Source organism: Mycoavidus sp. B2-EB, assembly GCF_014218255.1.
Taxonomy (GTDB): Bacteria; Pseudomonadota; Gammaproteobacteria; order Burkholderiales; family Burkholderiaceae; genus Mycoavidus.
This window is the reverse complement of record NZ_AP021872.1, coordinates 869,025-881,688: the sequence shown is the minus strand read 5'-3', so window position 1 is coordinate 881,688 and position 12,664 is coordinate 869,025. Positions and strand designations below refer to the sequence as shown.

The 12,664-nt window shown below is 48.8% G+C and carries 9 protein-coding genes; 4 read left to right on the top strand and 5 right to left on the bottom strand.

Going from position 1 to position 12,664, the window contains the following annotated elements; all coding sequences use genetic code 11:
* Nucleotides 1-165 precede the first annotated feature (165 nt).
* Together radA and alr are read right to left on the bottom strand one after the other, a co-directional pair.
* Nucleotides 166-1,539, bottom strand: coding sequence for a DNA repair protein RadA (gene radA, locus MPB2EB_RS03970; protein WP_185182548.1), 1,374 nt, complete (start codon nucleotides 1,537-1,539; stop codon nucleotides 166-168).
* Nucleotides 1,540-1,545: 6 nt separating this feature from the next.
* Nucleotides 1,546-2,610, bottom strand: coding sequence for an alanine racemase (gene alr / locus MPB2EB_RS03965; RefSeq protein ID WP_185182547.1), 1,065 nt, complete (start codon nucleotides 2,608-2,610; stop codon nucleotides 1,546-1,548).
* Nucleotides 2,611-2,748: 138 nt separating this feature from the next.
* Between alr and lplT the strand changes: the two genes are divergently transcribed.
* The 4 genes from lplT (at nucleotide 2,749) to argH (ending at nucleotide 7,657) form a co-directional block, all read left to right on the top strand.
* Nucleotides 2,749-4,053, top strand: a complete 1,305-nt coding sequence (lplT, locus tag MPB2EB_RS03960) for a lysophospholipid transporter LplT (RefSeq protein ID WP_185182546.1) — start codon at nucleotides 2,749-2,751, stop codon at nucleotides 4,051-4,053.
* Between the two features lie 33 nt (nucleotides 4,054-4,086).
* Complete coding sequence (gene thiD, locus MPB2EB_RS03955) at nucleotides 4,087-4,896, top strand: bifunctional hydroxymethylpyrimidine kinase/phosphomethylpyrimidine kinase (protein WP_185182545.1); 810 nt, start codon at nucleotides 4,087-4,089, stop codon at nucleotides 4,894-4,896.
* Nucleotides 4,897-5,035: 139 nt separating this feature from the next.
* Nucleotides 5,036-5,953, top strand: a complete 918-nt coding sequence (locus MPB2EB_RS03950) for an Rpn family recombination-promoting nuclease/putative transposase (RefSeq protein ID WP_185182544.1) — start codon at nucleotides 5,036-5,038, stop codon at nucleotides 5,951-5,953.
* 291 nt (nucleotides 5,954-6,244) lie between these two features.
* Nucleotides 6,245-7,657: an argininosuccinate lyase gene (gene argH / locus MPB2EB_RS03945; protein ID WP_185182543.1), complete on the top strand. Its 1,413-nt coding sequence runs from the start codon at nucleotides 6,245-6,247 to the stop codon at nucleotides 7,655-7,657.
* A gap of 34 nt (nucleotides 7,658-7,691) precedes the next feature.
* Here the strand turns inward: argH and MPB2EB_RS03940 are convergent, their stop codons facing one another.
* The 3 genes from MPB2EB_RS03940 to MPB2EB_RS03930 form a co-directional block, all read right to left on the bottom strand.
* Nucleotides 7,692-9,965: an arginine/lysine/ornithine decarboxylase gene (locus tag MPB2EB_RS03940; RefSeq protein WP_185182542.1), complete on the bottom strand. Its 2,274-nt coding sequence runs from the start codon at nucleotides 9,963-9,965 to the stop codon at nucleotides 7,692-7,694.
* Between the two features lie 123 nt (nucleotides 9,966-10,088).
* Nucleotides 10,089-10,658 carry a dCTP deaminase gene (dcd, locus tag MPB2EB_RS03935; protein WP_185182541.1) on the bottom strand — a complete coding sequence of 190 codons (570 nt, stop codon included), beginning with the start codon at nucleotides 10,656-10,658 and terminating at the stop codon, nucleotides 10,089-10,091.
* 209 nt (nucleotides 10,659-10,867) lie between these two features.
* Nucleotides 10,868-12,664: an ABC transporter ATP-binding protein gene (locus MPB2EB_RS03930; RefSeq protein WP_185182540.1), complete on the bottom strand. Its 1,797-nt coding sequence runs from the start codon at nucleotides 12,662-12,664 to the stop codon at nucleotides 10,868-10,870.

Here is a 12,664-nt window from a genome sequence, read left to right as displayed (position 1 = left end):
TGAGATAGTCCGTAATCCCCCAGCAAATAATGCGATTTGAAAGTCAAATTTAAATGCCTACCGCATTGGGCTAAGCGGTGTTCACAGTCGGAGAGCCTGCTTCTGTATTAAGACGGGATGTTATTTGTTCTTGTTTATTAGGGAAAATTCACGCGCCACTATTTCTCACACTCTCACACGTATCTGTTCAATGGCTTTTTCAATTCGATCCACCGCAATAATCTCAAGCCCTTCAATGGCTTGTTTAGGGGCATTTGCAGTTGGAATCAACGCCAATGAAAAACCTAATTTTGCCGCCTCTTTCAAACGTTCTTGTCCGCGTGGGCAAGGACGAATCTCGCCAGCGAGTCCAATTTCGCCAAATACAACTAAACCATTGGGCAGTGGCTGGTTGCGCAGGGAGGATTGAATCGCAAGCAAGACCGCAAGGTCGGCAGCCGGCTCAGAGATTTTAACTCCGCCAACAGCGTTCAAAAATACATCTTGATCAAAACAGGCAATACCTGCGTGACGGTGTAACACCGCCAATAACATTGCGAGCCGATTTTGCTCAAGCCCAACGGCGAGTCGACGAGGATTGGGCACGTGAGCCGTGTCAACCAGAGCCTGAATTTCAACTAACAACGGCCGCGAGCCTTCTTGCGTCACTAATACACAAGAACCTGGCACGCGATGTTCATGCTGCGATAGAAACAACGCCGACGGATTCGCCACACCGCGCAAGCCACGCTCGGTCATCGCAAAGACGCCGAGTTCATTGACTGCGCCAAAACGATTTTTAAAAGCGCGCACGAGCCGGTAGGCGGAATGCGTATCTCCCTCGAAATACAGCACTGTATCCACAATATGCTCAAGCACGCGCGGCCCAGCTAAACTGCCCTCTTTTGTGACGTGGCCAACCATAATAATGGTTACGCCCATTTGTTTGGCTAAGCGCGTAAGTTGTGCCGCACATTCGCGCACTTGCGCGACTGAACCAGGTGCTGAGCTAAGCGCTTCTGAGTAGAGCGTTTGGATGGAATCAATCACCGCTACGGTCGGTTGTTCAGCCACAATAGCTGCTTGGATTTTTTCGAGCTGAATCTCGGCGAGTAAATGTAGCTCGCTCGCGCGTGTAGCATTATCCACCAGACCTAAACGTTGCGCGCGCAAGGCGATTTGCGCACCTGATTCTTCACCGCTGACATACAATACCCGGCGCTCACGGGCTAAGGCGGCAAGTGATTGCAATAACAATGTTGATTTTCCTATGCCCGGGTCTCCGCCAATCAGGACCACCCCACCCGCCACTAAACCACCGCCCAACACCCGGTCAAACTCTTGTAAGCCGCTTGAAAAGCGCGGCACATCGGCGGCCTCAATAGCGGCCAGTTTCTGACTTGGGGTTGACTGCGTCAAGGCTTGATAACGATGAGCCGCGGGCGTTTCAGCTAGGGTTTCAATCAGCGTATCCCACGCGTTACAGGCAAAACATTTCCCTTGCCATTTAGGTGATTGCGCGCCACAAGCGCTGCAGACATAAAGTGCTTTTTTCGCCATATTCATTTACACCACAGAGACACGCGGCGCGAGGGCGCACAACAATTCATACCCCACCGTGCCACAAGCCTGCGCGACCTCATCTACCGGCAGTTCAGCGCCCCATAATTGAACTTTTGAACCAATCCTGGCCGTAGGCAGTGCCGTTAAATCAACCGTTATCATATCCATTGACACCCGACCCACCAGTTGAGTCCTGATATGGTCCACCATAATTGGCGTACCAGAGGGCGCAGTGCGAGGGTAACCATCCGCGTAACCACACGCTACTACGCCAATGCGCATCGGCTTTTCCGCCTTATAGCTGGAACCATACCCTACCGTGTCTCCTGGTACTAGGGTTTGCACTGCAACAATCTCGCTGGTGAGTGTCATCACCGGCAAAAAGCCATAGTTGGCAGGCACTGCCGCAACGCCAGAAGGCGATGCGCCATACAGCAATATACCTGGACGCACCCAGTGAGTATGGGTGCGCGCATGCCATAGCACAGCGGCTGAATTAGCCAAACAGCGTGGGCCGGTCAGCTCTTTAGCGCCACGTTCAAATTCACCCATTTGATACTCAACACCCCGACCGTTATCGGCATCGGAAAAGTGTGTCATAAGCGTGATTTGACCAATATTCGGGCAGGCGCGGGCACGTTGCCAAGCCGCTTGATAAAATTCCGGACGGTAGCCAAGTCGGTTCATACCCGTATTCATTTTCAACTGAATATTCACAGGCTTGGTCAGACGCGTTGCCGCCAACATGTGCAACTGTTCATCGCTATGAATAATCGTGGCTAAGCTGTATCGATCAACCGCCTCAAGATCGGTCGTATGAAAAAATCCTTCAAGTAACAAAATTGGCCCGGCCCAGCCCAGCTCCCGTAATTTGATTGCAGCGTCAAGGTCAAGCACACCAAAACCATCGGTTTTACATAACCCTGGCAGAACCTGGGCCAAGCCATGCCCATAAGCGTTCGCTTTAACAATAGACCAGATTTTTGACTGAGGTACCAAACGGCGAATGGTAGCGAGATTATGAGCAAGCGCCGTAAGATCGATAGCAGCGGAAATTGGACGAGGCATGGATTCTGATGGTGAGGACAAATCGATTGTCCTAAGACGGTTCACTTAAAAAACCGTATTTTCGTGTTATAACGTCACGAAAACAACCCTCTTTTACATTACTTTTTTTATCTCAGTAGGCTAAGCGATTCGATTTCAATGAAAAAAGGTTTTTACATTATTATGGCCGCGCAGTTCTTCTCCTCTTTGGCCGACAATGCTTTGCTGATTGCGGCCATTGCGTTATTGAGCGATCTGTTGGCACCGCCCTGGATGACCCCGCTATTAAAGCTTTTTTTTGTGCTTTCTTACGTGCTACTCGCGGCTTTTGTTGGCGCTTTTGCTGATTCTATGCTTAAAGGCCGGGTGATGTTTATCACCAACGCGATTAAAGTAGCCGGCTGTCTCACCATGCTGTTGGGCGCCCATCCACTGCTTGCTTATGGCATTGTGGGGTTTGGCGCAGCAGCTTATTCGCCGGCCAAATATGGCATCCTCACCGAACTTTTACCCCCTGAAAAATTAGTTGTCGCCAATGGTTGGATTGAGGGCGTTACCGTCAGCTCAATTATTCTTGGCGCAGCCCTTGGCGGCATTTTAATTAACCCCTCGGTTGCGCATTATTTGCTAGGACTGAACTTTCCTCTGATTGAAACTCGTACCCAAGCAGCCATTCTTGTGATTACCGGGATTTATATTTTGGCCTCCGTCTTTAATCTTGGCATTCCCGATACAGGCGCCCGCTATCCGCGACAGCAACGCAATCCGCTGCGCTTAATAACGGATTTTGCCGATTGTTTTGTAACGCTATGGCGTGACAAGCTTGGGCAAATTTCTCTTGCCGTCACCACATTGTTTTGGGGCGTAGGCGCAAGCCTGCAATTTATTGTGCTGAAATGGGCTGAGCTATCGCTGGGCATGAGCCTATCACGAGCAGCCGCACTCCAAATTGTCGTCTCGTTAGGGGTTGCCGCAGGCGCCATTATTGCAGCGGCTAAAGTTCCGCTAAAGCGCTCGTTAAGCGTTTTGCCAATCGGTATTTTGATGGGCTTAGCACTGATTGCCATGGCATTTATCACCAACGATCTAGCGCCGAATCAGGGGTTAAATCTTGGCTCTATACACATCCCTCTTTATTTGCTTTTGGCCAATCTACTCTTAGTTACAGTTGGCCTACTTTCTGGTTTTTTCTTAGTGCCGATGAATGCGCTATTGCAACATCGAGGGCATGTTTTGCTGTCTGCGGGTCACTCAATTGCCGTGCAAAACTTTAACGAGAATTTATCGGTCTTGGCGATGTTATGCCTTTATGCAGCCTTGATTTGGTTAGAAATGCCAGTTACCTTAGTGATTATCTTGTTCGGCCTATTCGTTTGCGTCATGATGTGGGCGTTAATGTGCTTACATCGAGCCAATCAGCGTCAATTTGATGCTGTGGCATCGATTGGCGAAAATAAGCCTTAAACTTTGTTAAAGGTCGGATAAAGGAAGCTTTTTATGTCTACTTCCATTCACAATGTGCTGACTATCGCTGGTTCTGATTCTGGGGGCGGCGCTGGCATACAGGCTGATTTAAAAACTTTTTCAGCGCTGGGGGTATATGGGACCACGGTTATCACGGCACTCACGGCACAAAATACGCATGGCGTACAGGGCGTTTATGCAGCGACTGCAGAATCTGTAAGTGCGCAGCTTGATGCTGTCTTGAGCGACATTCAGATTGATGCGGTCAAGATTGGCATGCTCGCCACGGCAGATATTGTACGGGCGGTAGCAGCTGCGCTGCACCGCTACCAACCCGCGCATGTGATCCTTGATACAGTGTTGCTCTCAAAAAGCCAGCATGCATTGCTCGATAAAGAAGCCATTGCAATTTTACGCGCAGAACTTATCCCACTTGCCGAACTGATTACGCCCAACCTACCTGAGGCAGCCGCTCTACTTGAACAAGACTGCGCTACGAGCGAAGAAGAAATGGTGCTCCAGGGCGAAGCGCTATGCGCTTTAGGAGCACGCGCAGTATTGATGAAAGGCGGCCACCTAGGCAGCGAGTTCAGCCCGGATTGGCTCATTGAAGCAAATGGTCATCATACACGTCTTGGCGGCGCACGCATTTTAAGTACTCATACGCATGGCACAGGGTGCACTTTATCCGCCGCTATTGCGGCCTTAAGGCCGCAACGACTAGATTTAGAAAATGCAGTAAGCGATGCCAAAGCGTATCTAACCCAAACCTTGATCAATAGCGCAAAGCTGACCGTGGGAAGTGGCACAGGTCCAGTGCATCACTTTTATCAGTGGTGGTAAACCTCGATAGCGATTTTTTTGATTTACGGAGCATTGCATCATCAGCAAATTAGCTATTTAGCCTAGTATTCATGATTGAGGCGGCGCGGCAGAATGTGGAGCATGCTTAACCTCTTGGGGCGATACGTCGATCAACAAAATGAATGCTTTATCCATGCCGCATGACGCCTTATGCAAGTTATTTCTGATGGATGTAGAGATTGCCAGAGAATTTCTACAAACCCATTTACCTAATTCTTTGCAACAAGAATTTGATTTCAATACTTTAACCCTCGCGCCAGGCGCATTTGTTGAAGACAATTTAAGCCAGCATTACAGTGACATTGCCTATTCAATCCAAGCCATCAAAGGCCAAGGCCCCGCGTATATTCTGTTAGAACATGAAAGCGCAGCGGGTCAATTAACACCTTTTAAGCTATGGCGTTATCAAAGCGCCATTATGAAACAACACCTTAATCAAGGTCATGCATTACTACCGGTGGTGGTGCCATTAATTTTTAATCGGGGCATAGGCCCCTATAAAGGGCCACTCAGTCTTTTAGAATGCTTCAAACACCAATCACTAGCACAAAAAATATTTGCGTTAACTCACTCAATTCAACTGATTGATTTATCAGCGATACCAGACGAGGTGTTGATAACCCATAAGCGTTGCGCAGCCATGAGCTTAGCGCAAAAGTACATCCACCGTTGGGAGCTAACGCAGCTTGCGCCTAAAATATTTGAGCTCTTTGAGCGTTATCCTCTCTCAGTTGAAAAAAGAAGAGGATTGCTATATTATCTAGCAAATGAAAGTCGAGGAATCGACAAGCAATTTGTCCAATCTATGATTAACATCTCACCACATTATCAGGAGGATATTATGTCTGCTGCACAATATTTAATTGAAGAGGGACGTCAAGAAGGGTTACAAGAAGGGCAGCAAAAAGGTTGGCAAGAGGCTGCGCTTGAAATTGCTAAAAATCTACTAGCCTGCGGCACAAAGCTCGATTTTATTAAACAAGTCACGCAACTTTCTGACGATAAAATTAAAGCGCTCAGAGTTGCTAATGAATGATTCCGTGATGGAAACCTTAAATAAATTTCCGGATCAATAATATAATAAGCCGACAGACTTTAAAAAATCCATTAGCGGTTTTAGATACTAGTTTAAAAGAAATTTAACTATCATAAATTAACGACTTTAAATTACAAGTTAAATTAAGCCAGTTTGACCCGCCTAGGAGCGTGCATTCGCCTTAGAGTGCCAAACTGGCCTATTTTTCACTCCCGCCAAGCTCTTGCTATAATTCAGCAACTTTTGAAGTTTGTCGGGCTAGCTAGCCTTCCCTCTCTATTTGCGATCTCAATGACCTCTCAACTTGATAAAAAAGTCGAAGCGTGGTCGGCTCGTTTTTCTGAACCGTTACCCGAACTTGTACAGCGTTACACTGCATCCGTTTTTTTTGATAAAAGACTGGCTCTCGTCGATATTGAAGCCTCGCTTGCGCATGCCACTATGCTGGCGGAATGCGCGATCATTAGCCTAGACGACTTTAACGACATTAAGCGTGGGATGACGCAAATCCGTGGCGAAATAGAGCGTGGTGAATTTAACTGGCAGATTGCTTTAGAAGACGTTCACTTAAATATTGAAGCGCGTCTTACCACACTGATTGGCGATGCGGGCAAACGTTTACATACTGGCCGCTCGCGCAATGATCAAGTTGCAACTGACATGCGGCTCTGGCTACGCGGTGAAATAGATCAAATCCATCCATTGCTGATCGAGCTGCGGCGAGTTCTGATTGAGCTTGCCGAACCGCACGTGGCTACGATTTTGCCTGGCTTTACACATTTACAAGTGGCTCAGCCGGTCACTTTCGGCCACCATTTACTGGCTTACGTTGAAATGTTGGCGCGCGATAGCGAACGTTTACTGGATTGCCGCAAACGCGTTAACACCCTGCCCTTAGGCGCAGCAGCTCTAGCGGGCACCAGCTATCCGATTAAACGGCAGCGGGTTGCCAAATTACTTGGCTTTAATCAATTGTGCGCAAATTCTCTCGATGCCGTCTCTGATCGAGACTTTGTTATTGAATTTGTGTCAGTGGCCGCTCTAATTATGACGCACCTCTCGCGTTTATCTGAAGAATTGGTGTTTTGGATGAACCCGCGTGTGGCTTTTATTGATTTGCCGGACCGTTTTTGTACCGGCTCGTCCATCATGCCGCAAAAGAAAAATCCCGATATTCCCGAGCTGGTGCGCGGCAAAACCGGTCGCGTCAATGGCCACTTGATCGCGTTATTAACCATCGTCAAAGGGCAACCTCTGGCCTATAACAAAGACAATCAGGAAGACAAAGAACCTCTTTTTGATACCGTTGACACTTTGGTCGATACTTTACGCATCTTTGCAAACATGGTTGCCGGCATTCAAGTTAAGCCCGAAGCCATGCGTGCAGCAGCGTTACAAGGGTATGCCACCGCCACTGATTTAGCGGATTATTTGGTCAAGCGCGGCGTACCATTCCGTGATGCGCATGAGGCCGTCGCGCATACCGTACGGATTTGTATTGAGCGCAGTTGTAACCTGACCGATCTTACCCTAGATGAGTTACGCAGTATCTTGCCCACCCACGCAGGGCTCATCGAACCTGAAGTATTTAGCTACTTGACGCTTGAGGGCTCCGTAGCAAGCCGCCAACATCCGGGCGGCACCGCGCCGGAACAAGTCCAACAGGCACTCAATGCCGCACGCAAGGCGCTCTATACAACTTAACTAACCTGCTCTCCGCCGCACAGCGGAGAGCGCATCATGAATCGCGCACGCAATCGACAAAATAGACTGCGCGCCCATCGACAACCTCAGTCACCAGGCCATGAATATCCGTATAAAAACCTGGGAAATGCTGATTAAACTCACGCGCAAATTGTAAATAACGGACAATTGCACGGTTAAAACGCTCGCCTGGAATAAGCAGCGGAATGCCTGGTGGATAAGGCGTTAATAATACGCTCGTGACGCGGCCTTCTAACTCATCAATCGGAACCCGATCAATCTCGCGATGGGCGAGTTTGGCAAACGCATCTGCCGGCTTCATCGCCGGTTCCATATTGGATAGATACATCTCGGTGGTCATGCGTGCCACATCGTTTGACTTATAGACGGTGTGGATCTGTTGGCACAAATCACGCAAGCCGACTCTTTCATACGCCGGATAATGCGCGACAAATTCGGGCAAGATACGCCATAGTGGCTGATTATTATCGTAATCATCCTTAAATTGCTGGAGCTCGGTCACCATGCTATTCCATCGGCCTTTGGTAATGCCAATCGTAAACATGATGAAAAAAGAATAGAGCCCAGTTTTTTCAACAATAATCCCATGTTCGGCCAGATAACGGGTCACGATCGCTGCCGGAATGCCGCTTGCGCCAAAGTCTCCCTCTACATTCAATCCAGGCGTGATAATTGTCGCCTTGATGGGGTCTAACATATTAAAACCTTCGGCTAGCTCGCCAAAGCCATGCCAGCGATCATGCGGCGCTAGCATCCAATCTTCACGGTCGCCAATGCCCTCTTCTGCTAAGGCTTCTGGCCCCCACACTTCAAACCACCAATCCGCGCCATAATCAGCACCCACTTTGCGCATCGCGCGACGAAAATCCAGCGCCTCGGCAATCGACTCCTCAACCAGCGCCGTGCCACCAGGCGGCTCCATCATCGCAGCAGCCACATCGCAGGAGGCGATGATCGCGTATTGTGGGCTGGTTGAAGTGTGCATCAAATAAGCTTCGTTAAAGCGATGTCGATCGAAAGAACAGTGCTCCGAATCTTGCACGACAATTTGCGATGCTTGCGAAATTCCGGCCAGCAATTTATGCGTTGAATGTGTCGCAAAAACCAGTGCGCCGGTGCGAGCGCGACCTGCCCCGATGGCATGCATATCCCGATAAAAAGGATGGAACTCTGCATGGGGCAACCAAGCTTCGTCAAAATGCAACGTATCCAGTAGATCTCCAAGCAGCTCTTTAATCATTTCAACGTTGTACACCACCCCATCATAGGTGCTCTGGGTGATGGTCAAGATGCGTGGCCGTACTAGCGGATTTTGCTTAAGGACCTCACGTGCAAACGGGTTGGCTTCAATCTTGCGGCGAATATTTTCTGGTTTAAATTCATCCCGTGGAATGGGGCCAATAATGCCGTAGTGATTTCGCGTAGGCGTCAAAAACACGGGGATCGCGCCGGTCATTGTAATAGCGTGTAAGATCGACTTATGACAATTACGGTCAACCAAGACAATATCATTGGGGGCAACGGTTGCATGCCAAACAATCTTATTAGAAGTCGATGTGCCATTCGTGACAAAGAACACGTGATCCGCACTAAAAATGCGCGCGGCATTATGCTCTGAGGCAGCAACTGGCCCCGTATGATCGAGTAACTGGCCTAATTCATCAACGGCGTTGCAAACATCGGCGCGCAGCATGTTTTCACCAAAAAACTGATGGAACATCTGACCAATTGGGCTCTTTAAAAAGGCCACGCCCCCTGAATGCCCTGGGCAATGCCATGAATATGAACTATCTTCCGCATAATGAGTCAGCGCGCGAAAAAACGGTGGCGCGAGCGAATTCAGGTAGCTTTTCGCCTCGCGCACAATATGGCGCGCGACAAACTCCGGCGTGTCTTCAAACATATGAATAAAACCATGCAGCTCACGCAGAATATCGTTTGGAATATGGCGCGAAGTGCGCGTCTCACCGTATAAAAAAATCGGCAGATCCGCATTACGCCGGCGCACTTCGGCAATGAAAGCGCGCAAGGCAATCAAGGCATGCACAATTTCGCCATTTTCATCCACGCCGTTAGCGCTGATTTCATCATCATCAATCGAAAGAATGAAACACGAGGCACGGCTTGATTGCTGCGCAAATGAGGTCAGATCACCGTAACTGGTTAAGCCAAGTACCTCCATGCTCTCGCCTTCAATCGCCTCAGCCAGTGCACGAATACCAGAGCCCGAAATGTTTTCGGAGCGAAAATCTTCATCGATAATAACGACGGGAAAACGGAATTTCATTAAAGGGGTTTCTCAAAGACGGGGTAGAGAATTGCCAGACCTGCATACAAAGATATCTGCCCAGCATAGCAAGCACACAGCATTTTGCTCAAACATCAGCGGCCAAAGCCGCGCCTTAAGCGATCAAGTTTTGGGCAAAGTCACACCGCTTTGCCCTTGATATTTTCCGTCACGATCACGATATGAAACTTCACATACCTCGTCGCTCTCAAAAAATAATACCTGCGCCACGCCTTCATTAGCGTAAATCTTGGCGGGCAGCGGTGTCGTATTAGAAAACTCCAGCGTCACAAAACCTTCCCATTCTGGCTCAAACGGCGTCACATTAACGATAATGCCACAGCGTGCATAGGTCGATTTGCCTAAGCAAACCGTCAAGACACTGCGTGGAATCCGAAAATATTCAACCGTACGCGCCAGCGCAAATGAATTGGGCGGAATAATACACACGTCACCTTTAAAATCAACAAACGACTTTTCATCGAAATTTTTCGGATCGACAATGGTTGAGTTGATATTGGTGAAGATTTTAAATTCGTCCGCACACCGAATATCGTAGCCATAGCTTGACGTACCATAACTGACAATTTTTTTGCCGTGTTCATCGGTACGAATCTGGTGTGCTGAAAACGGCTCGATCATCTTATGCGTTTCGGCCATGCGCCGAATCCATTGGTCGGATTTAATTGTCATTCGATGTGCTGAGAAGAGAAGTAAAAGAGATCATTTTACTTGATTGTTGCGGCTTAGTGAAAGCCGCTATACGGATGCCCGTCTGGTGCTTAATGAATCACTTTCATTTTATTTAATGATGGAAATTTCCTCGCCCGTAGACTCTCTCTCCCTCATCTAGCGTGAGAAAATTGGCGGTTCGTTTGAACTTTAAATTCTGAGGCGATAATTCAAAGCACAGCACTGACTTGACGCCGCTCAGTCATAGGCGTCCCAACCTGTTTATGCCAAAGGCTTGCATAGATGCTATTTTTCTCCAACAAACCATCATGCGTGCCTTGCTCCGCAATCACGCCATCTTTTAAAACTAAGATCAAATCCGCATGTTGAATGGCTGACAGACGATGGGCGATGATCAGTCGGGTGGTTTGACGATAACGTTCATGCAAATGCTTGAAAATTGTTGCTTCAGTTTGCCCATCGAGCGCGGCTGTGGGTTCGTCCAAAAGGAGCAAGTGACTTTGCCTCAGAAGGGCGCGGGCCAGCGTAACACGCTGCCGCTCTCCCCCTGAAAGTTTATTGCCTCGCTCACCGATTTGAGTTTCTAGCCCAGCCTTTGCCGCCGTAATGACGGGCGTGAGCGCCGCTGTGCTGATGGCCCGCGCAAGTTCTGCATCAGATGCCTGCGGACAAGCAAAACAGATATTTTCGCGGAGTGAGCGGTCTAACAAATGCGCATCCTGCGTGGCGTAGCTGACCGATTGGCGCAACCTTGCCTCAGAAAACGATGCAATCGGTCGACTATCAATCAAAATCTCTCCGCTTTCAAGAGAATACAACCGCAACAATAGTTTCATCAAGGTAGACTTGCCTGCGCCAGTCGGGCCAACAATCGCACAAAAGGCACCCGCTGGAACGGAAAAACTAGCATCTCGCAAAACGTATTGGCCCGGGGTATGGCTAAAACTCGCATGCTTAAATTGAATCGAAGGTGCTCGCTCAAATAGCGCATGGCTAGTCGCGTTGAAATCCCAGCGCGTAGTCAATTTATCCAGCAGCTCTTCGAGATTGAATAAACCAAGCCGTGCTTCACGAATTGCATAGCCAAAAGAACTCAATGGCAGGGTGAATTGCAACAGATAACCATTTAAAAGCGCGAAGTCACCCACGGTAAGCCGATCTGCAAAAATATCCCGGCATGCCAGACTCGTCAACGTCGTGAGTCCAATGCCAACAATCAGTAATTGCAGCACGCCAAAGATTTCCATTTTGCGAGCAAGCTGGACACTCGCTTGTTCTCGGGCTTGGTAAACTCGGTCAAGCTGTCCCAGTTCACCCGCTTCATTTGCAAAAGCTTTGGCCGTATCGGCATGCGTGAGGGTATCAATCAGCAACGTTGAAGCGCGGTCCGAGGCCAGATTTTTCTTACGTTGTAAGCCTGTATAATATGAAATCGTGAGGGTCGTGGAATACAGATAAGCGGATAAAAAGCCAAATAAGACCAAAGCATAAACCGCGCCAAACATCGAAAACACGACAATGCAGGCTAAGCCGATTTCAATGCAAAGCGGCGCAATATGCCAAAAAATCCCAAGCAGAGCACGCATCACGCTGTCTTGGGCGCGGCTCGCCTCGCTCGCCGAAGCACCGCTTTGGTGCTCACTCAGCGCAGCCGCAGAACGGCCGAGCACCTGACTCACATAATTGATGGTGATTGACCGTTTAATGCGCTCATTGATTGCCGTCACCAGATATTGCTCGCCACGCCGCAACGCCTGCGAGAAAAACCACGCGCAACCATAAGCGACGCACAACAGATAAGCGGTGATGGATGAGGTCGATAAATTCGAAAAATCGTCAATCAGTAATTTAAGCAGTACCGGCGTCACCACAGCCAAGCCAATTGAAAATCCAGTACACCCGGTGGCGGCCACCACTTGCCAGCGCGCATAACGCTCATGCGTCCATAAGCAACGCAGCAAAAAACCCAGCACCTTGAAAACTTTAGGAACTTTGCGTAATTTCAT